Origin of the sequence: Gilliamella sp. GillExp13, from assembly GCF_001690815.1 — a bacterium.
In the GTDB taxonomy this organism is placed as follows: Bacteria; Pseudomonadota; Gammaproteobacteria; order Enterobacterales; family Orbaceae; genus Gilliamella; species Gilliamella bombi.
The window spans coordinates 1-24,224 of the sequence record NZ_LZHJ01000069.1 but is presented as its reverse complement, the minus strand read 5'-3'; the positions used below and the strand labels follow the sequence as shown (position 1 = coordinate 24,224).

The following is a 24,224-nucleotide window of genomic DNA, read 5'->3' as shown; positions in this document are numbered from 1 at the left end:
GTAATTTGGGTTATCAGTATAAATAATTTGATTTGCCGAATAAAGCGACAATTTTATCTTTATCGTTTTTCGGCACAATTCGTAATTATCTTGTTATAATTACTAAATCTATTCAATCAACATATATTTCATTAAAGGATAATAATTAAATGAATTGGTTTTCTGAGTATTCACTTTTTTTAGCTGAAACAGCAACAGTCGTTATAGCAATTTTAGCTGTACTTGTTTTTATATTAAGCCAACGCCGCAAGTCAGCAACGGTGGCAGGGCGGTTATCGGTTAAAGATATTAGCCAAGAATATGAACAAGTTAAAGACGACATGTTAATGTCAAGTATGGACGAGTTAGAAGCTAAGCTGTTTATGAAAGATCTTAAAAAACAGAAAAAAAATGAGAGAAAGCAAGCGAAATTAGCAGCTAAACAAAAAAAGAAACAAGCTAAAAATCAAGAAAAATCTGCAGAACAAACTTCGTCAGATTCAGATTCAAATAATGTAGCGAAACCAGTAGAAAGTAATACAAACCAACAAGTTAAACCTAAATTATTTGTATTATCTTTCAATGGCAGCATGGATGCACACGAAGTTGAAGAATTACGCCAAGAAATCACTGCAGTATTAGCTGTTATTAAGCCTGAAGATAAAGTTGTCATTAAGCTTGAAAGCCCAGGTGGCGTAGTTCACGGTTATGGTCTTGCTGCATCGCAATTATTACGGTTTAGACGGCGTGATATACCTTTCACTGTAGTGGTTGACAAAGTTGCGGCGAGTGGAGGATATATGATGGCTTGTACTGCTAACAAAATTGTGGCAGCACCATTTGCCATTGTGGGTTCAATTGGTGTGGTTGCGCAGATCCCTAATTTTAACCGCTTACTCAAAAAACATGATGTAGACATTGAATTACAAACGGCAGGTGCGTATAAGCGTACATTGACAATGTTTGGTGAAAATACCGAAGAAGGACGTCAAAAATTCAAACAAGAATTAGAAGAAACTCATCTTTTATTTAAAGACTTTGTTAAAGAGTATCGCCCAAATGTCGATATTGAACAAGTTGCAACAGGCGAACACTGGTTTGCAACACAAGCTAAAAATAAAGGCTTAGTTGACGAAATCAGTACAAGTGATGACTTTATTTTATCTCACTTACAAACACATAAAATTATCTCAGTTTGTTATCAACGTAGGCAAAAGCTATCGGAAAGAATTTCGAAGAACGTGATGAAAAGTGTAGAAAGATTGTTTTTTAGACAAGAAAACGGGCTGTAATAGCCCTTTTTGTGATTAAAGTCAATTTTTAATTGATTTGTTGGAGCTAATTATACTGATAATTATAATTAGCTCCCATTTATTGTTGTGGTGTAGGTTAGATTAAAATCGTTTGATTATAATTGAAGTATTTATCCCACCAAATGCAAAATTGTTGGTTTGAAAATACTCAATATCTAAATTTCGACCAGTTCCCATTATATAGTCAAGGTCACCACACGCTGGATCAATATTATTTAGGTTAATTGTTGGATTGAACCAACCTGAGTGCATCATTTCTAGTGTTAACCAAGCTTCTAATGCCCCACATGCTCCAAGAGTATGGCCGAAATAACTTTTTAACGATGAGATAGGTGTTTGATTACCAAATATTTCAGAAGTTGCATTACTTTCAGCAATATCACCACGATCTGTAGCTGTACCATGAGCACTGATGTAACCAATCTCAGCTGGTGATAAATTAGCTTTTTTTAATGCTTGCTCGATACATAGTTTCATCGTTTCTTTACGTGGTTGAGTAATATGGCTTGCATCACAATTTGTCATAAAACCGACTATTTCACCATATATTTTTGCTCCTCGCGCTTTTGCATGCTCGTATTCTTCAAGAATTAAAGCGCCAGCTCCTTCACCAATCACTAAACCGTCACGATCTTTGTCAAATGGGCGAGGAGAACTTTTGGGATTATCATTCTTTTGACTGGTAGCAAATAAGGTATCAAAAACTGCTGCTTCTGAAGGACATAACTCTTCTGCACCACCAGCTACCATTGCTGTTTGCATACCATATTTAATCGCTTCATAAGCATAACCAATAGCTTGGCTACCTGATGTACAAGCGCTAGAAGTTGTAATAACTCTTCCTTTTAATCCAAAGAATAAACCAGTATTGACAACAGTAGTATGCGGCATCATTTGTACATAAGTTGTAGCAGTAATATTATTGGTATGTTTTTCATTTAGCATTGTAGCAAATGAAGCGACGGGTTGGGTACTACCAGTTGAAGAACCAAATGCAATTCCTGTTTTACCATTTGTAATGATTGGGTCATCAAGTAAACCTGATTTTTCGAGTGCTATTTCTGTTGCTTTTGTAGATAATAAAGATACTCTTCCCATGGAGCGTATCTTTTTTCGGGTATAATGCTCTGGGATAGTAAAATTATCAATAGGTGCGCCTAATTTTGTATGCAATCCATCGTAAATTTCCCACTCGGGCATATATCTCACTGCGTTTTCTAGTTTTTTTAACTTTTCTTGTATACTTATCCAGTCATTACCAAATGCAGTAACGCCACCCATTCCAGTTATGACAACTCTTTTAGTCATACCATCCCTCCGTTGATTGAAATTACTTGGCGTGTTATGTATCCCGCTATATCAGACATCAAATAACTTGCTAACCCAGCTACTTCGTCCACTTGTCCCATGCGTTTTAATGGTATTATTCTCATTGCCTCTTGTAATGCAATAGGTTCCATATCTAAAATACCGGTATCAATTAAGCCTGGCGCAATACAATTTACTGTGATCTTGCGTTTAGCAAGCTCAAGTGCTAGAGCTTTACTTGCTCCAATTATCCCTGCTTTTGCTGCACTATAATTAACTTGTCCACGATTACCAACCAAACCAGAAACTGAAGTTATACTAATAATTCGCCCACCGCTACGAAGTCCTATCATTGGCATAATACAAGGGTGCAGAACATTATAAAAACTGTCAAGATCAGTATGAATGACATTGTTCCAATCATCTTCTGTTAAAGCAGGAAAAGCTCCATCACGAATGATACCAGCATTATTTACAACACCATAATATGCGCCATAAAGTTCGATATCAGCTTCAATATTTTGTTGACACTGTATGCGATTACTTACATCGAATTGTATTAATCGAGCTGTGCCTCCAAATTGTTCAATATAGTTTTTTGTTTCAATTGCACCTTGCTTATCATTATTGTAGTGAACAGCAATGGCAAAACCATCTTGCGAAAGTTTACAGGCAATAGCTTTACCAATTCCTTTGCTTGCACCTGTTACCAGAATTGTTCGTTTCATTTCTTTTCTTCTCCTAATCGATTTTGACCGAATAAATGAGCTAATTCAGTTTGATCAGGCTCATAGACATTGAGCTTTCCTGAAACGACACATTGTTCGTCGATCTTTATTTGACAATCAAAATTAGCTAGTTTGCTATCAAAAAGAACTAAGTTTGTATGGATAACTAAATGGCTATAGTGAGGAAAGCTTGGTAATAATGTTTTTATTGATCTTCCACCTAGTAACATACCTAATTGTGGTTTTTTATTATTAATAATACCATGGTAACCATTCCATACGCCGATGGTTTGAGCCATTAATTCAATGGCATATAAATTGGGTAATTCATTATTATCATTTAAAAAAGATGCCAAAATACCATTTTTATTAACTTGAACACTACAAATGCATTGTTCATCATTAATTAAATGAACTTTTTCTACCATTACCATTGGTTCTTCATGAGGTAAATAATAAATCGCTGGGTAATATTGCATTATATTTTTCCAATAATAAGAGATGCATTGTTACCACCAAATGCAAAAGAATTTGACATTATAATTGGAATATTTAATGTCATACGCTTTGTAACAATATTGATTTTATCAAGATTCTTATCAAATGGTGAGACCGAAAAATCCTGTTGTGGTAAATAAATATTTTGATCAAGCAATAATGTGCTAATGGCTAATTCTGTCGCTGCAGCACTACCTAAAGTATGGCCAGTTAAATGTTTAGTTGAGCTACATGGCGGTAAATTTTGATTGAATAAGCGATAAACAGCTTTACTTTCGGCAAGATCATTCAATATAGTTGCTGTTCCATGAAGGTTGATATAACCAATGTCATTAGTCGTTAATCTTGCATTATCTAAAGCCGCTTGCATTGCTTTTTGAGCGCCTAATCCTTCTGGATGGGGTGATGAAATATGATGAGCATCAGATGATTCCCCAGTGCCTAAAATAACCATATTACTTGTTTCTTCTTTGGTAAGCAAAAATACAGCGCTTGCTTCGCCGATGTTTATTCCATTTCGGTTTTGTGAAAAGGGCATACATGGATTTGCAGTAAGTGATTCAAGTGCATTAAATCCATTAATTGGCATTCGGCTCAGGCTATCAGCCCCCCCAACAATTGCTGCATCAACGATTCCTGATTCAATTAATCTTTTACCACTAATAATTGCTTTAGCACTAGATGTGCAGGCAGTTGATATTGTGTAACTAGGGCCTTTTAAACCAAGCAACGCCGTTAAAAAACACGATGGATCGCCTAATTCTTGCTGATTGTAAGAAAAAGTAGGTAAATGGATATTCGTTTGTAAGTAATGTTTTAAATTGAGATCTCCCTCATGAATGCCTGAGGTGCTAGTCCCCATAATAATTGCTATTCGTTTATCCCCATAACGTAAAATAGCATTATCAATATCGGATTGAATTTGTAAGTAAGCTCCATATAATAATTGGTTATTTCGTGTTGAATATTGTGATAAATGTGTAGGAATTTTGGGTAAATCAGCTTTCACTTTACCTACCCAAGTTTTTTTATTGTTTAGCAACCAATTATTTTCTTCAATTAAACAGTGTGGTGCACAATACTGCTTAGTTAAATTCTGTCTAATTTCATTTAGAGAATTACCTAAACTATTGATTGCTCCTAGAGCTGTAATATAAACCATTTATTTTGTATCCATACTTTGAATTGCAATTTTATAACCAAATATATAATGTTCAATTTGAATTGGTTTTCTTATCTTCGTTGATGGTTGTTCTGCATAGGTTATATCTATTATGGTTTCTTGTTTGTTATTGAGCAATGTTCTATGTAGCTCGCTATCAACGATTTGCCAGCCAGCAGGTAGTACGGTCAGCCAATCTTGAGTGGGTAAAATACTCAACATAATATCAGATAGAACTTGTTCGGGAGCAGGTAGTTCTTTAACAAATATATTGTGTTTTGTTTTTACTAGCCTGCCATCATAATCAATTTCAAAGAGCCTGATACCTAGAGCAGAAAGACCAATCACCTTTAATTGGTTGTTGCTAATATCAACTATGGTAATAATTGAGTTTTCCAGATTTTTATATTTAAATTTTAACAGCTGCTGATCATGATAATTTTGTTTTGTATTTATTACTGGAAGATTAATTTTAACTTCTTTAGTTAACCATGCTTGAGATTGTGTTTTACTAGCGCAACTAGTAACAAAAATGACTAACATCATCATGGTTAAAACTAAATATTTTTTCATCTTATATTCCTATTTTTAATTTTTATAAATTTTCTAAGTAATATTTGTCTGTTTTATAGCTAATGGAGCAAATATAAAAGCGGTGAAAATTCCACTCGTTAACACAATTCCAAAACCCATTATGGCATTCGTATTGCTAATTATCAGTAGTCCAAAGGATAGTAATGTCGTTAGCGCAGCCATTGTAACTGCCAATAATGCACTATTAGTTTGGCTTTTATGATTACCTAAAAAGAGACTATAATCGATACCAATACCAATGACAAGAATGAGGGCTAGCATAGAAAATAGATTCAATGGTTGGCGAATAATGCCATGCACAGATAGTGCAACTCCTATTGATAGTAAAGTCGGTAGCGTGCTTTTTAGCGCTATAATTACTCCATATTTGCGATTGTAAAAGATAAAGCAGATACATATGATAATTACTGCACTAGCAATTAACTGAGATAAGTGGATTCTATAGTTGGTAAACATGGTATTAAATTCAGTGTGTCGATCGAGCCAATGGATGCCATTATCTACTTGTGATAATGCACTAATATCGCTTAATTGATTAACATTTCCAATAGGAATTAATGTTGCACTTTTACCATTTGGTAGTGATAACCATAGCAAATTTTGTCCTTGACTAATTTCGCTTTTCAGCCACATTTCAGGTGTAATAAAATCGTTTGAATCTTCAATGTTCGGTATTTTAACATTCACACCAATTTGTTGAAGTGAAGACACAATTTCGGGAGCTAATTTGTTTATTAAAGTAATATTATATTGCTGTTTTTTAATTGAAGGTAAATTAATGGTTTGATATTGTTGAAAAATACCATGCTGTTTTGCTTGTTCTAATTTTGGTAAAAAAGATTCTAGTCGCTGTAATGTTTGTTCTGCTGTATCACCAAATACGATAAACCATTTTTGATCTGAGGATTGGTGAGTTATGTTTATTATATCTTGCTCCTCTTTTTGGAGATCGGCAGGTAAAACTTGTAACTTACTGATATCATCATCAACCTTTAAATTATTAAAACCATAACCAATAAATACTATAGCAATAGATAAAGTTATCCATTGCATTTTTTTATTTTCCCATAGCTTAAGCCAAAAAGTGGAGAAGCGATGACCGATATTTTGTCGAACAGGTAAATTTTTTACTAAAAAAGGATACCAACATGTAACAGTTAAAAAGGCTCCAATTAAGCCAAAAACAGCAAAAATAGATAACTGTTTTAATCCTGGAAATGGTGCAATTAGTAAAACTAGGTAAGCAATAAAACTGGTGCACAATGCAATAGTTAAGGTTGATATTAATTTTTTTAAACTGGCATACGGCGATTCATTATTACCATTAAGTAATCGTTCAGTTAAATAATGTAATGAATAATCAATGGTTATTCCAATAACGCTTGTACTCATTACTAATGTCATTACATGAATCTCGCCAAATATCATTAATACTGCGACTAATCCACAAACAATTCCAATTAAAATTGATAATAATGAAAGAAGAATAGGAGTGATAGAACGAAATACAGCAATTATTAGTACAATAATACCAATAATGGAAAGGCTTCCTATTCTCGAAATATCTTTTTTAGCTTCAATACTTGCATTATCACTATAGAAGAGTACACCTCGTTTTAATATTTCTGTTCCGGGGTAATTTGTTTTTAACTGTTCAGTCAATGTTTCCAACTCGGTAACAATTTTGTGTGATTGGTTTAGATCAAATGAAGAACCATTCAGTTGAGCATAAATCATGTACCATACATTACCTTGCTTATCTTTACCTGTTAACCAATTATTTTGAATGGTTAGATTCCCCGTATTACTAAGTCGGCTCAACTGTGAGGCACGGGTGAGGAGTAATGGATCTTTATTTAGCTCTGTTGCACTAACACCACTAAATGGTGAGTATATTTGGCTTTGAACCCAAGCAAATTGTTTATGTGTTTCTAGCCTTTCAGTTGTATTTACATCTATTAGCTGATAACGATATTTGTAAGCAAATTGTCCCCAATTTTGTTGAAATTGTTCATCAAAATGCCCATTAACTTGAATAAAATTGGGATTTTTTTGTAACTGTTGATACCACCAGTTTACCGCTTCTAAATTATTGGAGTTAGCTGGTTTAATTAACCAGACAAGTTGCTTATCGAGTCTATCTTGGAAACCATTAATAATTTCAATTGGAACATGGTTAGTTTGTTCCTTAGGTAGTAAGGATAAAACACTACTGTTGAATTTACTGTTAGAAATAAGCTGACATGCAACAACCAGTAAGCAAATGACAGTAATGCCCCATAAAATTGCTTTATGTTTAAGTTTTATTATTTTATTTGAATAGCAATTGTTCATGTTGTGTTAATTTTGTTGTTTTGTGGTTTTTAAATGTAATTATAGTTTTATCATCTTGTTTATCATCTATGGCGATAGTTTGTAGATATGTGTTGCCGTGTAGTGTTATTTGTTTGAAAATTTTATTTAATGGAGCAATTTTAGGCGTAAGTATAAGTGTCCATTGTTGATTTTGTTCTGATAGAATTATCTCAAAATTATTTTCTAGCAATTGTTTATCAGCAGTAAATATTGCAGTCAATAAATGATTAAACTGGAACAGTTGAGGTTGGTTTTCTGCTGTAATTATTTGAGGTTGTTGTCCGTCTACACTTTGTTCCATTCGCTGTTGATTCATTTTTAGCGTCATAATAAATGGCGTTAGTTGTTGCCACCATAATCCTAAATCTTGAGAAATAATCATTTTTCCTGATGAATGTAGTGGGGCGGATAAACCATTTATGTAACGTTCTTGTATAAAATCAGCATGAATGGTTTTATGTTTACTAAATTGTTGTTGTAAATCTTCAAGTGTAATGGCGTAGATTGATGTGGAAAAGCACATCATCATTACTACGCTAATTATAGTAATTAAGTATTTCTTCATTTTTATAATCCAAAGCGTTCTAAAAAAATTGGAGGTGTAACAAAACTCATTTCTTTGTTTGATGCCGATATCGCTACTTGAATTGTATAGCCAGATGTTGTTTTTTTTCCTGTTAAACTATCTTTTATTGTGTAATTAATTTTTATACGATGTTCATATTCTTCTAAAGTTGCAATAATCTGTAAAGTCTGTTCAGCAATTGTTGGTGCGATATATTTTACTCGAGCATCAACAATAGGCCAAAGGTAACCTGATTCAATCATCTCTTTGTAACCATAATTGAATTTTTGGAATAAAGCTTCTCTAGCTTTTTCAAAAAATTTTAGATAGTTGCCATGCCAAACTACACCCATTGCATCGGTATCATGAAATGAAGTGGTATATTCAATAGTAGAGCTACGTTTAGAATTATTTTTCATTTTTATCTGAATCTTTATTTAGGTTATTTGGTGTTGGTGGACTAAATCTCCAAAAATCGTAAAAGTTAAACCAATCTAGTGGAGAAATGAGGCAATAATGTTCTAATCTTTTTGCATACTCTTGTATTATTTTGTTCAGTTCATCTTGTCGATTTTGTCTTGGCAGCAAAATTTTATCTAAAAAATGCTCAAAGTAGACTTGAAAGCGTCCATTAGGTTTTAGCCCCCAAATTAAATAAACAGGAAAACCTAAAGCAGCAGATAAAATAAAAGGACCTTTCGGAAAAGGAGCAAGATCACCTAAGAAATTAGCCCAACTAATTGAGTTATCCGATGTTCTTTGATGTGGATTGCTTGATGTTCGATCACCAACAATAGCCACCCATTCGCCATTATCTAGTTTTTCTTTGAGTAAAATAGCTGTATCTGGACCTAAAGTGTCTACTTGGACCAAATTAATTGCGGATGCTTGATTTACTTCCTGTAACACTTGCTGAAAACGCATAGCATTTTTTTTTAAAACAAGCGCATTGATTTTTATATTATGTGATAACTCGGCTAGTGCTCTACACATTTCTATATCACCAAGATGTGAGCAAATTAAAATAATACCTCGCTTATCAGAAATAATATCTAAGCATTCTTGATTGTTAGAAAAATAAAGTTGATTGAGTTTAATGTCACCTTGCCAACTTGCTATTTTATCGAGTAGTGATTCTCCAAATCGTTGGAAATGCCGAAATGAGGTAAGATGATTTTTTTCAACATAAGGGATTTGGTCATAATAGTTTTTAATTTTTTCTAAATAGGATTTTGATGCTTGGCGTTGAGTTTTTCCAGTTAACCAAAAATACGTAATAATTGGAAACATAACTAATTTAGCAAATTTTCTACCAAAAATCTGGTAAAGTTTTAGAATAAATCTGATGCCTAATAGCCCTTTTCTTTCCGGTATTTGAGACCAATGTTTTTGACCTTTAGCTTTATATTTATTTCTTTTAAGTAATAAAGGAATGCGCGGAATCATTCCAAAAAATAAACGAGTATGCATCCATGATATTCGAACATTATCTTTGAAGGTGTGAAAATGTGATACGCCATCTTTAGGGTAAGTTACATGCGTCGGTACAAAAATAGATGGTGTACCTTGCCAGTATAGTCTCACCATTATATCTGTATCAAAATCCATTCTTTTACCTATTTTACACCGCTTTGTGAGACCAACAGTTTGCTGTAGTGGGTATATACGAAAACCACACATACTATCTTGAATTGAAAAAGATAAAGTTTCAATCCATACCCAAAAATGCGTTATATATCTAGCGATTAATCGATGTTTAGGTACAGAATTGTCATAGACAGGATTGCCGGATATTAATGCATCAGGGTTAAGTTGTGACTGTTTTAATAATTGTTTAACAAATTGGCTATCATGTTGCCCGTCAGCATCTATTTGTATGGCATGCGTGAAACCTTGATTAAACGCATATTCAAGGCCTGTCATAACTGCAGTGCCTTTGCCCTGATTAGTTGGTAAGTGTAATAGTGTTACCCATGGATATAACGCTGAAACTTGTTCTAACTTTTGTTTTGCATCTTTAGAACTACCATCATTAATTAAAATGCATTTTAAATTATAAGATTCAATATTTTTTAGAACCGTATGTAAAGTTTCGCTGTGATTGTAAGATGGAATAACAAAACAATAGTTAGCAAGTAAAGACGATTGTATTAATGACATAAAGTAAGTTTTCCTGTACTTGCTATTTTATTGCTATTGTTTGGTGTGATGAAGGTATAGATGAATTCTAGTTTTTTAATCTTTTCATGCCATTTTAAATGTAAAGTAAGGCGATCTTCGGGAATTACAGGGCATTGAAATTTGATTACATCGATAGATAATAAGTGTAATGAATCATCAATATATTTTTGTGTGTAATGAAGCACCCAGTTAAGTTGAACAACTCCTGGTAATAAGGGTTGGGATTTAAAATGACCTTCAAACCAAAAAAGATCAGATGAGATTGTTAGTTCAATATCAGCGGAGGTGTTGCTAATATTAATTATATTTTCCTTTGCAAACTTTTTTTTCATTGTTTTTGTTGTGTATTAAATAATTTTTTTAAATCAATATAAGTACATTTCCCTTGAGAGTTTTTAGGTAAAGAATCAATAAATCGCCATTTTTTGGGCGTTTCAATTAATGATAATGTATCTTTCAATAAAAGTCGAAAATATTGTGTTAATCCGAAATGATTATACTGTTTTAATGACTGTTTGTATAAGGAAGATAATTCAATAACTGCACCGAGTATTGTTCGATTATTTTGTTCTAGCGGAATAACAATAGCTTGTGCCACCTCATCAAGTTGATTAAGCTGTTTTTCAATGAATGCTAGCGATACTCTGTTTTCAGATATTTTTATAATCTTATCTATTCGCCCGTTTAAATGAAAATGGCTTTCATCCACTACCTTGATTTCATCGTTTAATTGTTCAGGTTGAGTTAGTAAAAGTGAAAATAACAAAGGCGGCTTTGATTTTTTGCATTCGATATGCATTGATGGAAACAGTTTCCAAGGTGTGTCTGCTTGTGTTTGTTGCCGAGTTGCTATAATGCCCGTTTCGCTTGAGCCATATATTTCATCAGGTAATACGCCATAGCTTTTTCTACATAATTGTGCTTCTTCATATACAAGCTTGCCGCCAGATGAGATTATTTTATCACAATTTATTGTTGGCAAATTGTCATCCAAATTTTTGATTATTGATGGCGTTGTAATATAAATAATTTTTTCATGGCTATAAGTAGTTAGCTGCTCTTGATAAAGTATAGGTTCACAAATGAATGGAATTTTACAGCTAAGAGGTAACATTATCTTAAATGTTAAACCATACATATGTTCATGGGAAATCGATGCAATAAATAGGTTATTTTCAAATTTTCCCCAGCTCGCTTCAAGTAGCGTAATCTCTGATTCAAGCTGAGAAATTGATTTTTCAATCGGTTTTGGCATTCCAGTTGAACCTGAAGTAAACAATGTTAATGTTTGGTGTTTAAATCCAGATTCTATTAATTGCTTTTCTGTAATTATATTATTTATATCAATTTTATTAATATTGATAATTTGTTTGCTTGAGAAATATTGATTAGTAAATTTAATATCATCAATTAATAGACCATCATAGTGATGTTTCATTTCTTTGTGGTGAGGATTGATTAATATTGGTTGCTTACCGGAATAGAAAAGCGCCAATAATCCTGCAATGAAATTAAAACTATCTTGCATGTATAATGCCCAACGCATATTAGAATAGTTATTTAATACATTATTTATGTTTAAAACCTGTATTTTTAAATCACCTATTGTTAACGGCTGGTTATTCCTAAATGCTACAATTTCATGTTCTGATCGTAATAGTTGCTTTGATAGCGATATTAATGTTGTATTTTTTGACGTATTAACCATTCAACCCCCATAAATATACCAATCAAAATATAGCTAATCAAACCATTATATAGAGTCCACCAGTACATATTATTTATCAGGCAAGTAGTTAAAGCGATAGCTCCATTAACAATAAAAAATAAACACCAATATAAGGTTACTTTTCGCGTATATAAAACACCCTCTGCAGATAAATTTGCATGTTTTAATCTAGCAAATTTTTCAACCATAGATTGTGGTTGGTATAAGGTGTAACCAAATGTGATGAAAAATACGAAGTTAACTAATACTGGATAAAAAAGGAGTGTTTGATATTTAGCACAAAACCAACTTATCAACGCTAAAAATAGACCTATACATGCAATAAGTTTCATCATCCAACGTATATTTGAAAATAAATTGGGTAAAGTGACTAGTCGTAAAACAAAAGAAACAACTAAATAAAAAATAGCTAGGTTAACCCAGTTGTAGTATAAAGATAAGTAAATAATAAATGGGTAACCGACAAATAGAATATTTGTCACAATATTTATTATTAACTTAACTCTATTTATTTTCATTCTTTTGCATTCACTAAGTTATTAATTGCCTCAACAACATCTTGTACTGTTCTAACAGACTTGAATGTTTCGGGATCAACTTTTTTACCAATCTTTTTTTGAAGGTGTACAACCAAGTCAACAGCATCAATACTATCTAAATCTAATTCTTCAAAGAGTTTAGACTCAGGTTTAATATCTTCTGCTGATAACTCAAAAAGTTGCACCAGTGCAGACTGAATTTGTTCAAAAATCTGTTGTTTGTCCATGCTATGTCTCTCCTATTGTTGTGATGAGATAAAATCAGCTAATGATTGAATTGAGTAAAATGCTTTTTTCGTTTCTTCACTTTCTGCAGATAAAACAATCCCATATTTGTTTTTAATAGCAAGACCAAGTTCTAACGCATCAATAGAATCTAGCCCTAGTCCATCATTAAATAAAGGGGCTTGAGAGTCGATATCATCAGGTGTGATAGCTTCCAAATTTAGTACATCAATTATGAGTGTCTTTATTTCATTATGTAGTTTTTCCATTAGTTTTCCTTTTACATTGAGACTGTTTTAATTTATTTCAGTTTCATTAAATACTGAAGTCAAATACCGTGTTAATTGCCTTGCTGCAACAGTTGTATTTGGGCTGATAAAATCAGCAATTGAAATTTTTTCTCCGACAGTAATATTAAAACAAGCTTTTTTTATTGGTATATCATACCATTTCTGTTCCTTTATAAGAAAAGGAGGAGCACATTTTATATGAATGACTCGAATATCCACTTGGCAACGTAATGCTATATTAGCGGCACCTCTTTGTAATTTTATTGGTTTGTTTGGTATACTTCTTGTCCCCTCGGGAAATATCAGTATTCGCCCACCTTTTGCCAATATTTGTTTGCATTGTGGTAATATTTTTTCTGATTCGGCATTTAAAATGTATCCCGCGGTTTTTATGATGCGGCTGATAAAAATATTGTTGATAAGTTCACCTTTAACTAAGCAGTCACAACGAGGCATTACTGATGCTAAAAGTACAACATCAAGCAAAGAAGGGTGATTTGCCACAACCAAACAATTTTTGTCTTGTTTGAGTTTCTCAAGTCCATTGAATTGATAATTAATTACCCCTAATGATTTTATTATCCATATAAAAACTTTAAAACTAAAACAAACACTTTTTTGGGCAATAATGCTTCGTTGATGTTTGTTCCAAATAAATATTCTTAACAAACTAAACCATAATAGTGAAATTATAAAAAAACCACATAATCCAAATAACGTAAAGCCTAGCGCAGTAATTAATAAACGCCAATATTGATTAAAATTATAGATGTTTATTTTCTCTATAAATTTATTATCCATTGCCAATCTTGAACGTTTCCTTGTACTATAAATTGTTTTTGTTTATTCAAATAAGCATGCAAAAAAGCAAGAGATTGCGGATAATCTGACTTATAAACTTTTGATGTTTTTTCTATACTTTTACAACTAAATTCATTGCCACTTGTTAATATGTATCCTACAGCATAAATCGGAACTAACTGTTTGATACCCGTTTGATAAAATTTGGGAACGATGCCATCAAAATCTATTAATAGTATTTTTTTGTTGCTTTGATTTAATAAAGGTAATGCTTCTATCAAGCCTTGATGAAAACTATCATTATGTGCTGATAACGAAGTAATAGGAACTGTTTGATTTGCAACAATTGTTAGTAAACCTGCAGTCGTATTATGAACTGATAGGGCAAAATCAGTAGGTGAAATCTCATTATTTTGATTAAGTTCAGATAATATTTTATAAGTTCTTTCTAATTCACCATGTCGACTAGTAAAGATAGCCAAATCAACGCTATTATTGTTTATAAGTTCCAGACCAACCTCAACAGCTAAGCGTGATGATGTACTCATTCGGCGCACTTGCATCATGGGCAGTTTATTTGATTTAGGTAGAGGTAAACTCCAATCGTGTTCTAATTGTTGAGACCACAAAAACCAATCATCTTTACTAGATAATCCGGAAGATAAAGCAAACCAATTTTCAATAGAAAAAGAAAAATTCATTTCGTTAATATTTTTAATTAATTCTTTACTTAACAATATTTTGTAATATTATTTAATATAAATTTACTTAAGTATGCAATGTGCTGATACAATACATTAAAAATTTAAAAAGGCAAGAGATTGACTGAACAAGAAAATATAAGATATGGATATTATAAAGATATTTATACCGCATTAGACGCAATAACAGAAGCACAAAAAATAGCATTTTATCCTATCTTTTTTCAAGCAATAGTTTGTATGAAAAACAAAGGTATCTTAACTTGCATAGATCAAGCAGGGAAAAGAGGCATTTGTTTTGACGAAATAGCAAAACAAATTTCTTTATCCCCTTACGCAATTGAGCTTTTGTTGGATATTGGATTAAGTATGCATGTTATCTATAAAAATGATGGGCACTATATTCTTGGTAAAGTAGGGCATTATTTATTACATGACAAAATGACCGAAGTTAATCTTAATTTTACTCAAGATATTTGTTATCAAAGTATGTTCTATCTACAAGAATCGCTTGAGTCTGGAAAACCTGAAGGATTGAAAGTCTTTGGTAATTGGAAAACAATATATCCAGCATTACAGTCATTGCCTAAAAAAGCTAAAGACAGTTGGTTTGAATTTGATCATTTTTATTCTGATCATTCATTTCCAATTGCTTTTTCTCATATTACCCAATTGAATCCCAAACACATTTATGATGTTGGTGGTAATACAGGTAAATGGGCTATTTATTGTGCTAAACACAACCCCAATATCAAAGTTACATTATTAGATCTACCCGAACAGATTTCTGTTGCCGAAAATAATATTAAGCAAGCAGGTTTTGATGATCGCATTGACTTCTATTCCGTCAATTTATTGACTGCAGAGATATTACCAAATGAAGCAGATATTTGGTGGATGAGTCAGTTTTTAGATTGTTTTAGTATTGAACAAATCACCCATATTTTAAAATTGATTCACAGTAGCATGAAAGATGATGCTATAGTATGTATTATGGATCTATTTTGGGATAGACAAAATTTTGAAGCTGGAGCATTGAGTTTAAACGCTTCTTCTTTGTATTTTACATGTTTAGCAAATGGAAATAGTCGCTTTTACCATTCTAAGGTATTTTATAATTGCCTTAATAATGCTGGTTTTTATGTCGAAAAAGATATTGATAATTTAGGTTATGGTCATACGCTGTTAATCTGTAAAAAGCTAATTAGTAATAAACAAACAAAATAAAGGAGTAAACAATGAAGTTTTTAAAATATATCGTTGGTGCATTATTACTTTCGCTATTAATTGGATGTTCTGGTAAATTTCAAGAACCCCAAAATATTACCACCCCAGTAACAGGACTATCAAAAGATCAAGTGAAAAAAGCTATTTTAGCTTCTGCTACTAATGGTCGAGCTGCATTTGGTACATGGAAGATGGATGTTATTGACAGTAATACTATTCGAGGGCGTTTATTCAACCGTAAGTTTGAAGTTGTAGTGAATATACCTTATTCTGCAAAGAGCTACTCTATTAATTATGTATCAGTGAGCAATAATTTAAAAAATAGTCAGGGCGGAGTTCATCGAAATTATAATCGTTGGATAAATAATCTTGATGCTAAAATTCAAGAAAATATTTTCAAAGCAAAATAAAGTAGATTTTTTGCTAATTTAACCATATCAGATAAAAGATAAAATGAAGATATAATTAGTCTAAATTTATTAATTAAAAATATTAAGCTCAATTCAAAAATTGAGCTTATACAATCTAAATACATTATTTCAATAATTTCTTGTCCTTGATTAAATTTCCGTTAAACATAGTGCTTGTTAACTAATTTTAACGATAGCATTAATTGCCAAAACTGAATATCCATTATTCTAAATAGGTTTAATATATAAACAGTCCATGAAAATTAATGGATAAACTCTTTCTTTAATCGCATTTCTTTATGTTTCTCCTTGAGGACAATTAATATGTTTCAATGGCTTTCAAATTGGGTTTTAGATGGACTTAAACACTCCCCAGAAATTCTATTATTTTTATCGTTAAGTTTAGGGTATTTAATTGGTGGCATTCGAATGGGTAAATTCCAACTCGGTGGTGTTGCTGGTTCGTTACTTGTTGCTGTTGCTTTAAGTGTTTTGGGCGTTACTATTGATGCTGGAGTTAAGTCGATTCTCTTTGCACTATTTATTTATGCTGTGGGTTATGAAAGTGGTCCTCAGTTTTTCCGTTCACTAGGCGTGAAAACATTACGCGAAATATTCTTAGCATTATTTATTGCTGTCGCAAGCTTTGTGACTGTTGTAATTTTAGCTAAAATATTCAATTTAGACAAAGGCCTTGCTGCTGGTTTAGCTGCAGGAGGATTGACCCAATCTGCCATTATGGGCACAGCCTCTGATGCATTAAGTCAACTTGGATTAAGTGCTGAAGAATTAAGTAAAATGCAAGCTAATGTCACTATTGGTTATGCAGTGACTTATATATTTGGTTCACTAGGTGCCATTATAGTGTGTGTCAATATTCTACCAAAAATAATGGGTAGAGATATTGGCGATGATGCAATTAAAGCACAAGCAGAACAGCTTCATGGTTCGCTCTTATTGGGCAATGATCAAAATTTAGCTTTATCTGATATTAGTGGTCGTTTGTATCGTATTACCAATAAAATCAACCAAACTGTTTCCCATATTGAACAAACTGTAAATGGTATCAGTATTGAACGTATTAAACGTGGCAATAAAATAATAGAAGCAACCCCTGAAACAGTATTAAAGTCAAAAGATATCATTCTGGTTGTGGGTCATCGTGACGCTATGATTAAAGCACAAGATCTACTTGGTAGCGAAGTGAATTCAGCATCAGGTATGGATGTAGTGATGAACAAACTAGATGTTGAAATGCGTAATAGCCGTTATGTGGATCAAAATCTTACTCAAGTACTTCAATCTGACGGAGTTATGAAATTAAAACATGGAATATACCTTTTGGCTATTCATCGTGATGGACAATCCCTTCCACTTAATAACGATATTAATTTAAAACTTGGTGATGTTATTACTATTTATGGTGCTGATGGTGATCTTCGTCGTGTTGTGGATAAAATTGGTGCTCCAATCACTAAAAGTGAAAAAACTGACTGGATATTTCATGGTTTAGGGCTTGTTGTAGGTCTTATTATTGGTTTAATCGTTATACGTGTTAGCGATATTCCTATTACATTAGGAGCTGGTGGTGGTGCGCTTTTATCAGGATTATTATTTGGCTGGTATCGCTCTGTTCATCAAACTATCGGTAACATACCAACTGGTGCTGTGCAACTTTTAAAAGATTTTGGCTTGGCAGGTTTTGTGGCGGTTGTTGGTTTAAGTTCTGGTCTTCAAGCGATTAATACTATTAAAGAACAAGGTTTATCCCTATTTTTAATTGGTGTTGTTGTTACTTTATTGCCAATGTTACTTGCCATTTATTTTGGTAAATATGTACTAGGCTATAAAAATGTAGCGGTGTTTGCTGGTGCTTTAGCGGGTTCGCGTAGTGCTAATCCTGCTTTTGGTGAAGTGCTAAATAAAGCCGGTAACTCAACACCAACCAACTCTTTTGCCATTACTTATGCTTTAGCTAATGTTTTCCTAACTTTATTAGGACCATTAGTTGTTGCTTTTGTTTAATTGATCCATCAAATTAAGGATACAAATGTATGAAAAACAAAACAGAATACAGTCAATATGCTAATTTAAGTCCTTTTGAATTAAAAGATAACTTAATTAAACTGGCACAAAGTCATACCGATCGCGTAATGTTAAATGCAGGTAGAGGCAATCCCAACTTTCTTGCTACTTGGCCTCGCCAAGCTTTTTTCCAATTAGGTGTATTTGCAACCCAAGAATCCGAAATGTCATTTTCATATTTAAATGAAGGTATTGGTGGCATGCCAATTAAAGCAGGACTAACAGGACGCTTTGAACATTTTATTTGCCAAAATTACAACACTCCTGGTGTTGCCTTTTTAGGTAAGGCATTTTCTTATATTCGTGATCAACTAGGGCTTGACGAAAACGCCTTTTTACAAGAAATGGTAGAAGGTATTTTAGGATGTAATTATCCAGTACCAGATAGAATGCTACATTTTAGTGAAGATGTGGTTAAAGCATATGTTTTACAACAAATGGGTGCTCAATATCTGGATCGTAATGATATAGATTTATTTGCTGTTGAAGGTGGCACAGCTGCCATGGCTTATATTTTTAACTCAATGAAAGAAAATGGATTAATCCAAAAAGGTGACAAAATTGCCATTGGCGCACCTATATTCACGCCTTATCTCGAAATTCCTGAACTTAATGATTACCAATTAGTTGAGGTATTAATCAATTCTGATCCTAACTCAAATTGGCAGTATCCTGAGTCAGAATTGCGTAAATTAGAAGATCCAGCAATTAAAGCCTTTTTTGTTGTTAATCCTTCAAATCCACCATCAGTTAAAATTGATGATAAAAGTTTAAAAATCATTGCTGAGATTGTTAAAAAACGCCCTGAATTGATCATTTTGACTGATGACGTTTATGGAACATTTGCCGATGATTTCCAATCTTTATTTGCAATTTGCCCTCAAAATACTATTTTAGTTTATTCATTCTCTAAATATTTTGGTGCTACAGGTTGGCGTTTAGGTGTTATTGCAACAGCACATGATAATGTAATAGATAAAGCCATTAAAGCGTTACCAAGCAAAACCAAACAGATCTTAAATAAACGATATAGCTCAATTGTTACTGACCCTGAAAATCTAAAATTTATAGACCGTTTAGTAGCCGATAGTCGTGCGGTTGCATTAAACCATACTGCTGGACTATCAACACCACAGCAAGTACAAATGGTATTATTTGCATTATGTGAAATGATGGATAGTGATCAAAGCTATAAAACAGCATTAAAATCGCTAATTCGACGCCGCGCAGCATCACTTTATCAACATTTAGGTCTTAAACATCAAACCGATGAAAACAGTGTAGATTATTACACTCTAGTGGATCTTGAACATATTTGCCGAGAATTATATGACGATAAATTTGCTAAATGGATCCTAAAAAATAAAAATCCATCTGAAATGTTATTCAGAATTGCTGATGAAGCAGGTGTTGTATTACTACCTGGTAAGGGATTTGCTGTAGAACATCCTTCTGCTCGAGCATCGTTAGCAAACTTAAATGAATATCAATATGCCGCAATTGGATTATCAATGCGTAAATTAGCAAAAGAATATTATGCTGAATATAAAGCGAAGAATTAATAGTCAAATATTTAAATCAATAAACTTAATTAATACCCTAGCTAGTCTAGGGTTTTATTCAACCAAAATGTTGTAAATTTTCTACTACCGATGTATCCAAAAGTAACAGTATTACGACAATCTATCTTTTGGGAAAAATATAAAATCAATATACTACCTGAGTTATGTAAAACGAAAAATAGACCTATCTTTATAACGTTTAAAGGTTAATATAACCATTTATACGTGTCGTCAAAATATGCCGACAAATAAGCGTGCATAACATGTCAAACAAGCATTTTGGAGGTGGAAGTGTTAGGTATTTTGTCAAGAATAAAAATATAGCTGATTTGTCAAAATCGAAATAAAGTCAAATATTATCATTCAACTACTTTGATCGTTTTTGATAAGTTAACACTAAACTTCTATCTTTAATTTATATATAATGTTGGCTCAATACTTAGATTGTAGATATCAATTTCGGAGCCTTTCATGCAGCAGTTTCGTCCTATCCGTCGTGCTTTACTTAGTGTGTCCGACAAAACCGGTATTTTAGAATTTGCAAAAGCCTTATCAGAACGTAATGTGGAACTCCTTTCGACTGGGGGAACAGCAAAATTATTAATGGAAAACCAAATACCTGTTATTGAAGTATCCAATTACACTGGTTTCCCTGAAATGATGGACGGGCGAGTTAAAACCTTACATCCTAAAATCCATGGGGCAATTTTAGGGCGACGGGGTATTGATGATGCTATTATGCAACAACACCAAATTGCACCGATTGATATGGTGGTTGTTAATCTTTACCCCTTTGCGCAAACTGTCGCTAAACCAGATTGTACGTTAGATGATGCGGTTGAAAACATTGACATTGGTGGCCCGACAATGGTTCGATCTGCTGCCAAAAATCATAAAGATGTTGCCATTGTAGTTGATTGTGGTGATTATGAAAATATCATCAATATGATGGATAGTAACCAAAACTCCCTTTCATTTAAATATCGTTTTAACCTTGCAATTAAAGCCTTTGAACATACGGCCAAATATGATGGTATGATAGCCAACTATTTTGGGCAATTAGTGCCACCTTACATGGGTGAAACCAATCAACCATCGGGCGAGTTTCCTCGAACTTTAAATCTACAATTCATTAAAAAACAGAATATGCGTTACGGTGAAAACGCACATCAGCAAGCGGCTTTTTATGTTGAGCAAGATGTCAAAGAAGCCTCGATTGCAACAGCAAACCAGTTGCAAGGTAAAGCCCTTTCTTATAACAATATTGCTGATACTGACGCTGCGCTTGAATGTGTAAAATCATTTGATGAGCCAGCGTGTGTGATTGTAAAACATGCTAATCCTTGTGGTGTAGCGGTTAGTGATAATATTTTACATGCTTATGAAAAAGCCTTTAAAACTGATCCAACTTCAGCTTTTGGTGGCATTATAGCCTTTAATCGACAACTTGATGCAGATACCGCAAAAGCCATTGTTGATAAACAATTTGTAGAAGTAATTATTGCCCCATCAGTTAGCCAAGAAGCTTTAACCATTACTCAAGCTAAAAAAAATGTGCGTGTACTTGAATGTGGTGAGTGGTCAACACCAGCATCAGTAAGTTTAGATTTTAAACGTGTCAATGGCGGTTTATTAGTGCAAGATCGCGATCTAGGTATGATATCGCCAAATGAATTAACTGTAGTAACCAAACGTAAACCAACTGCTCAAGAGCTTTCAGATGCGCTATTTTGTTGGAAAGTGGCAAAATTTGTTAAGTCAAATGCCATTGTCTATGCAAAAGATAATATGACAATTGGTATTGGAGCAGGGCAGATGAGTCGTGTTTACTCTGCTAAAATAGCGGGAATTAAAGCTAAAGATGAAAATTTAAACGTTGCTGGATCAGTTGTTGCTTCTGATGCGTTTTTCCCATTTAGAGATGGCGTCGATGCCGCTGCAGCCGTAGGTGTGACTTGTGTGATTCAACCCGGTGGTTCGATTCGAGATGATGAAGTGATCCAAGCCGCAAATGAGCACAATATCGCAATGATCTTTACTAAAATGCGTCATTTTAGGCATTAATTGTGTGATCACTTTGTTAGTTTTTTAAAAATTAGTTATCTATATATATCTTTATATTATGAAAGGCATCTTAAAAGGATCTTTTATGAAAGTATTAGTAATTGGTAATGGTGGGCGTGAACATGCGCTTGCTTGGAAAGCAGCACTATCTCCATTGGTTTCTAAAGTTTTTGTTGCACCTGGCAATGCTGGTACTGCGCTGGAACCAAGTTTAGAAAATATTAATATCAAAGCCACCGATGTAAGTGGACTGCTTAACTTTGCCCAGCAACAGCAAGTGGATTTGACCATTGTTGGTCCTGAAGCACCACTGGTTATTGGCATTGTTGATAGCTTCCAAAAAGCAGGATTGAAAATCTTCGGTCCAACAAAATCGGCCGCTCAACTGGAAGGGTCAAAAGCTTTTACTAAAGATTTTTTAGCACGTCATAAAATTCCAACAGCTGAATATCAAAACTTTACTGAAGTTGAACCAGCAATTGCTTATATCCGTGAAAAGGGCGCACCGATCGTGATTAAAGCTGATGGACTTGCGGCTGGTAAAGGCGTTATTGTTGCCATGACACTAAAAGAGGCCGAAGACGCCGTTCGTGATATGTTAGCTGGAAATGCCTTTGGTGATGCAGGTCACCGAGTAGTGATTGAAGAGTTTCTCGAGGGTGAAGAAGCTAGCTTTATTGTGATGGTGGATGGTAAACATGTAGAGCCAATGGCAACTAGCCAAGATCATAAACGTGTTGGCGACGGCGATACAGGTTTAAACACGGGTGGCATGGGCGCGTATTCGCCAGCTCCTGTTGTAACTGATGCGGTTTTTGCAAAGGTAATAGATGAGATCATCTATCCAACGGTCAATGGTATGGCGCAAGAAGGCAACGTCTATGTCGGCTTTTTATATGCTGGCTTAATGATTGACAAAAACGGCAATCCAAAAGTTATTGAATTCAACTGCCGATTTGGCGATCCCGAAACACAGCCGATAATGATGCGAATGCAATCAGATTTGGTCAAACTTTGCTTAGCGGCGGTAGAAGGCAAATTAGATACGGTCAAATCAAAATGGGATCCAAGATCCGCATTAGGTGTAGTGCTAGCTGCAGGCGGTTATCCGGGTGAATATCATACCCAAGATATAATTCTTGGACTACCAGCAGAATCAACAGAAGATTGTAAAATTTTCCATGCAGGTACTAGTTTAGAAAAAGGGCGAGTCTACACCAATGGGGGACGAGTATTATGTGTAACTACACTTGGCAACACAGTACTTGAAGCTCAACAACGTGCTTATCAGCAAGCCAAAGACATCTATTGGCATGGTTGTTTTTATCGCCATGATATTGGCTACCGTGCAATTGAGCGGGAAAAAAATAAATAACCGTTTATGAAAAATTGGTTTATTAAAAACCCTGGATTCAAACATGAAGTGCAATTCTTCTTAACTCCTTAGAATAAAAATCGGCAGGGCTTTTAAACTTATGCCGTTTTCTTGGGCGTGTGTTCAATAGATATTGAATTTTCTTTATCTGTTTGTCGTCAACTAATGAAATGGCCGCTGACTTAGGTATAAACTGACGTATTAAGCCATTGGTGTTTTCATTTGTGCCTCTTTGCCAGCTTTTATAAGGCTCCGCAAAGTACACGGTGGTGTTTAAATAATTGCTCAATAGCATAATGATAATTAAATTCGGTTCCATTATCAAAGGTGATGCTTTTAACCATTTTTTTAAACGGCGTTAGCAATTTTATTATCATATCTCTCGTTTCGGAGGCGGTACGTTGATTGAGGCGCCCAATTAATACTAGCCCTGTTTTGCGTTCAACTAATGTCACCAATGCTTGCTTGTCTTTACGGCTAATAATCGTATCTCCCTCCCAATGTCCTCGCGTTTTCCGGCTTTCTACATAACT

At 33.7% G+C, this 24,224-nt stretch carries 25 protein-coding genes; 7 read left to right on the top strand and 18 right to left on the bottom strand.

Going from position 1 to position 24,224, the window contains the following annotated elements; all coding sequences use genetic code 11:
• Nucleotides 1-149 precede the first annotated feature (149 nt).
• Nucleotides 150-1,271 carry a protease SohB gene (sohB, locus tag A9G37_RS04845; protein ID WP_065574800.1) on the top strand — a complete coding sequence of 374 codons (1,122 nt, stop codon included), beginning with the start codon at nt 150-152 and terminating at the stop codon, nt 1,269-1,271.
• A gap of 102 nt (nt 1,272-1,373) precedes the next feature.
• On the opposite strand, the gene A9G37_RS04840 is transcribed toward sohB, so the two are convergent.
• From A9G37_RS04840 to A9G37_RS04765, 16 genes are read right to left on the bottom strand one after another with little or no spacing between them, the layout of a single operon-like run.
• Nucleotides 1,374-2,600, bottom strand: coding sequence for a beta-ketoacyl-ACP synthase (locus tag A9G37_RS04840; protein ID WP_065574799.1), 1,227 nt, complete (start codon nt 2,598-2,600; stop codon nt 1,374-1,376).
• A complete protein-coding gene (locus A9G37_RS04835; protein ID WP_065574798.1) occupies nt 2,597-3,328 on the bottom strand; it encodes a 3-ketoacyl-ACP reductase FabG2 in 732 nt (243 codons plus the stop codon). Before A9G37_RS04835 ends, A9G37_RS04840 begins: the two co-directional genes overlap by 4 nt.
• Nucleotides 3,325-3,807 (bottom strand): ApeP family dehydratase, encoded by a 483-nt coding sequence (locus A9G37_RS04830; protein WP_065574797.1) that lies wholly within the window; start codon nt 3,805-3,807, stop codon nt 3,325-3,327. Before A9G37_RS04830 ends, A9G37_RS04835 begins: the two co-directional genes overlap by 4 nt.
• Nucleotides 3,807-4,988 (bottom strand): beta-ketoacyl-[acyl-carrier-protein] synthase family protein, encoded by a 1,182-nt coding sequence (locus tag A9G37_RS04825; protein ID WP_065574796.1) that lies wholly within the window; start codon nt 4,986-4,988, stop codon nt 3,807-3,809. The genes A9G37_RS04830 and A9G37_RS04825 overlap by 1 nt, the downstream gene beginning before the upstream one ends.
• A complete protein-coding gene (locus A9G37_RS04820) occupies nt 4,989-5,561 on the bottom strand; it encodes a DUF3261 domain-containing protein (protein WP_065574795.1) in 573 nt (190 codons plus the stop codon).
• A 33-nt stretch (nt 5,562-5,594) separates the two neighbouring features.
• Nucleotides 5,595-7,916 carry an MMPL family transporter gene (locus A9G37_RS04815; RefSeq protein ID WP_065574794.1) on the bottom strand — a complete coding sequence of 774 codons (2,322 nt, stop codon included), beginning with the start codon at nt 7,914-7,916 and terminating at the stop codon, nt 5,595-5,597.
• Nucleotides 7,894-8,502: an outer membrane lipoprotein carrier protein LolA gene (locus tag A9G37_RS04810; protein WP_065574793.1), complete on the bottom strand. Its 609-nt coding sequence runs from the start codon at nt 8,500-8,502 to the stop codon at nt 7,894-7,896. The genes A9G37_RS04815 and A9G37_RS04810 overlap by 23 nt, the downstream gene beginning before the upstream one ends.
• Nucleotides 8,503-8,504: 2 nt before the next feature.
• The gene (locus A9G37_RS04805) at nt 8,505-8,921 is read right to left on the bottom strand and encodes an acyl-CoA thioesterase (protein WP_065574792.1); all 417 of its coding nucleotides are present in this window, start codon (nt 8,919-8,921) and stop codon (nt 8,505-8,507) included.
• Nucleotides 8,911-10,662 (bottom strand): glycosyltransferase family 2 protein, encoded by a 1,752-nt coding sequence (locus tag A9G37_RS04800; protein ID WP_065574791.1) that lies wholly within the window; start codon nt 10,660-10,662, stop codon nt 8,911-8,913. The genes A9G37_RS04805 and A9G37_RS04800 overlap by 11 nt, the downstream gene beginning before the upstream one ends.
• Nucleotides 10,653-11,015 (bottom strand): ApeI family dehydratase, encoded by a 363-nt coding sequence (locus A9G37_RS04795; protein WP_065574790.1) that lies wholly within the window; start codon nt 11,013-11,015, stop codon nt 10,653-10,655. Before A9G37_RS04795 ends, A9G37_RS04800 begins: the two co-directional genes overlap by 10 nt.
• Nucleotides 11,012-12,391: an AMP-binding protein gene (locus A9G37_RS04790; protein ID WP_065574789.1), complete on the bottom strand. Its 1,380-nt coding sequence runs from the start codon at nt 12,389-12,391 to the stop codon at nt 11,012-11,014. Before A9G37_RS04790 ends, A9G37_RS04795 begins: the two co-directional genes overlap by 4 nt.
• A complete protein-coding gene (locus A9G37_RS04785; protein ID WP_065574788.1) occupies nt 12,361-12,930 on the bottom strand; it encodes a hypothetical protein in 570 nt (189 codons plus the stop codon). Before A9G37_RS04785 ends, A9G37_RS04790 begins: the two co-directional genes overlap by 31 nt.
• On the bottom strand, nt 12,927-13,178 hold the full coding sequence (locus A9G37_RS04780; RefSeq protein ID WP_065574787.1) for an acyl carrier protein: 252 nt from the start codon (nt 13,176-13,178) through the stop codon (nt 12,927-12,929). The genes A9G37_RS04785 and A9G37_RS04780 overlap by 4 nt, the downstream gene beginning before the upstream one ends.
• Before the next feature lie 12 nt (nt 13,179-13,190).
• Complete coding sequence (locus A9G37_RS04775) at nt 13,191-13,445, bottom strand: phosphopantetheine-binding protein (protein WP_065574786.1); 255 nt, start codon at nt 13,443-13,445, stop codon at nt 13,191-13,193.
• 27 nt (nt 13,446-13,472) lie between these two features.
• Nucleotides 13,473-14,267, bottom strand: coding sequence for a lysophospholipid acyltransferase family protein (locus A9G37_RS04770; RefSeq protein WP_065574785.1), 795 nt, complete (start codon nt 14,265-14,267; stop codon nt 13,473-13,475).
• Complete coding sequence (locus A9G37_RS04765; protein ID WP_081296738.1) at nt 14,249-15,004, bottom strand: beta-ketoacyl synthase chain length factor; 756 nt, start codon at nt 15,002-15,004, stop codon at nt 14,249-14,251. The genes A9G37_RS04770 and A9G37_RS04765 overlap by 19 nt, the downstream gene beginning before the upstream one ends.
• 102 nt (nt 15,005-15,106) lie before the next feature.
• On the opposite strand from A9G37_RS04765, the gene A9G37_RS04760 reads away from it, so the two are divergent.
• The 6 genes from A9G37_RS04760 (at nt 15,107) to purD (ending at nt 23,691) form a co-directional block, all read left to right on the top strand.
• Complete coding sequence (locus tag A9G37_RS04760; protein ID WP_065574807.1) at nt 15,107-16,195, top strand: methyltransferase; 1,089 nt, start codon at nt 15,107-15,109, stop codon at nt 16,193-16,195.
• A gap of 11 nt (nt 16,196-16,206) precedes the next feature.
• On the top strand, nt 16,207-16,605 hold the full coding sequence (locus A9G37_RS04755; RefSeq protein WP_065574784.1) for a hypothetical protein: 399 nt from the start codon (nt 16,207-16,209) through the stop codon (nt 16,603-16,605).
• Nucleotides 16,606-16,929: 324 nt separating this feature from the next.
• Nucleotides 16,930-18,630: an aspartate-alanine antiporter gene (gene aspT, locus A9G37_RS04750; RefSeq protein WP_065574783.1), complete on the top strand. Its 1,701-nt coding sequence runs from the start codon at nt 16,930-16,932 to the stop codon at nt 18,628-18,630.
• A gap of 29 nt (nt 18,631-18,659) precedes the next feature.
• Entirely contained in the window at nt 18,660-20,252 is a 1,593-nt protein-coding gene (locus tag A9G37_RS04745; protein ID WP_065574782.1) for a bifunctional aspartate transaminase/aspartate 4-decarboxylase, read from the top strand.
• Between the two features lie 471 nt (nt 20,253-20,723).
• Nucleotides 20,724-22,316, top strand: coding sequence for a bifunctional phosphoribosylaminoimidazolecarboxamide formyltransferase/IMP cyclohydrolase (purH, locus tag A9G37_RS04740; RefSeq protein WP_034912707.1), 1,593 nt, complete (start codon nt 20,724-20,726; stop codon nt 22,314-22,316).
• 85 nt (nt 22,317-22,401) lie between these two features.
• Nucleotides 22,402-23,691, top strand: coding sequence for a phosphoribosylamine--glycine ligase (gene purD, locus A9G37_RS04735; protein ID WP_065574781.1), 1,290 nt, complete (start codon nt 22,402-22,404; stop codon nt 23,689-23,691).
• Between the two features lie 37 nt (nt 23,692-23,728).
• On the opposite strand, the gene A9G37_RS12520 is transcribed toward purD, so the two are convergent.
• On the bottom strand, nt 23,729-23,980 hold the full coding sequence (locus tag A9G37_RS12520) for an IS30 family transposase (protein ID WP_218059311.1): 252 nt from the start codon (nt 23,978-23,980) through the stop codon (nt 23,729-23,731).
• Nucleotides 23,934-24,224, bottom strand: a 291-nt coding sequence (locus tag A9G37_RS04730) for an IS30 family transposase (RefSeq protein ID WP_141671060.1), incomplete at its 5' end; no start/stop codon positions are given. The genes A9G37_RS04730 and A9G37_RS12520, both read right to left, overlap by 47 nt.

Excerpts from the sequence above, each read along its gene's own strand:
- sohB (WP_065574800.1), top strand. The coding sequence starts at position 150 with ATGAATTGGTTTTCTGAGTATTCACTTTTTTTAGCTGAAACAGCAACA.
- A9G37_RS04840 (WP_065574799.1), bottom strand. The coding sequence starts at position 2,600 with ATGACTAAAAGAGTTGTCATAACTGGAATGGGTGGCGTTACTGCATTT.
- A9G37_RS04835 (WP_065574798.1), bottom strand. The coding sequence starts at position 3,328 with ATGAAACGAACAATTCTGGTAACAGGTGCAAGCAAAGGAATTGGTAAA.
- A9G37_RS04830 (WP_065574797.1), bottom strand. The coding sequence starts at position 3,807 with ATGCAATATTACCCAGCGATTTATTATTTACCTCATGAAGAACCAATG.
- A9G37_RS04825 (WP_065574796.1), bottom strand. The coding sequence starts at position 4,988 with ATGGTTTATATTACAGCTCTAGGAGCAATCAATAGTTTAGGTAATTCT.
- A9G37_RS04820 (WP_065574795.1), bottom strand. The coding sequence starts at position 5,561 with ATGAAAAAATATTTAGTTTTAACCATGATGATGTTAGTCATTTTTGTT.
- A9G37_RS04815 (WP_065574794.1), bottom strand. The coding sequence starts at position 7,916 with ATGAACAATTGCTATTCAAATAAAATAATAAAACTTAAACATAAAGCA.
- A9G37_RS04810 (WP_065574793.1), bottom strand. The coding sequence starts at position 8,502 with ATGAAGAAATACTTAATTACTATAATTAGCGTAGTAATGATGATGTGC.
- A9G37_RS04805 (WP_065574792.1), bottom strand. The coding sequence starts at position 8,921 with ATGAAAAATAATTCTAAACGTAGCTCTACTATTGAATATACCACTTCA.
- A9G37_RS04800 (WP_065574791.1), bottom strand. The coding sequence starts at position 10,662 with ATGTCATTAATACAATCGTCTTTACTTGCTAACTATTGTTTTGTTATT.
- A9G37_RS04795 (WP_065574790.1), bottom strand. The coding sequence starts at position 11,015 with ATGAAAAAAAAGTTTGCAAAGGAAAATATAATTAATATTAGCAACACC.
- A9G37_RS04790 (WP_065574789.1), bottom strand. The coding sequence starts at position 12,391 with ATGGTTAATACGTCAAAAAATACAACATTAATATCGCTATCAAAGCAA.
- A9G37_RS04785 (WP_065574788.1), bottom strand. The coding sequence starts at position 12,930 with ATGAAAATAAATAGAGTTAAGTTAATAATAAATATTGTGACAAATATT.
- A9G37_RS04780 (WP_065574787.1), bottom strand. The coding sequence starts at position 13,178 with ATGGACAAACAACAGATTTTTGAACAAATTCAGTCTGCACTGGTGCAA.
- A9G37_RS04775 (WP_065574786.1), bottom strand. The coding sequence starts at position 13,445 with ATGGAAAAACTACATAATGAAATAAAGACACTCATAATTGATGTACTA.
- A9G37_RS04770 (WP_065574785.1), bottom strand. The coding sequence starts at position 14,267 with ATGGATAATAAATTTATAGAGAAAATAAACATCTATAATTTTAATCAA.
- A9G37_RS04755 (WP_065574784.1), top strand. The coding sequence starts at position 16,207 with ATGAAGTTTTTAAAATATATCGTTGGTGCATTATTACTTTCGCTATTA.
- aspT (WP_065574783.1), top strand. The coding sequence starts at position 16,930 with ATGTTTCAATGGCTTTCAAATTGGGTTTTAGATGGACTTAAACACTCC.
- A9G37_RS04745 (WP_065574782.1), top strand. The coding sequence starts at position 18,660 with ATGAAAAACAAAACAGAATACAGTCAATATGCTAATTTAAGTCCTTTT.
- purH (WP_034912707.1), top strand. The coding sequence starts at position 20,724 with ATGCAGCAGTTTCGTCCTATCCGTCGTGCTTTACTTAGTGTGTCCGAC.
- purD (WP_065574781.1), top strand. The coding sequence starts at position 22,402 with ATGAAAGTATTAGTAATTGGTAATGGTGGGCGTGAACATGCGCTTGCT.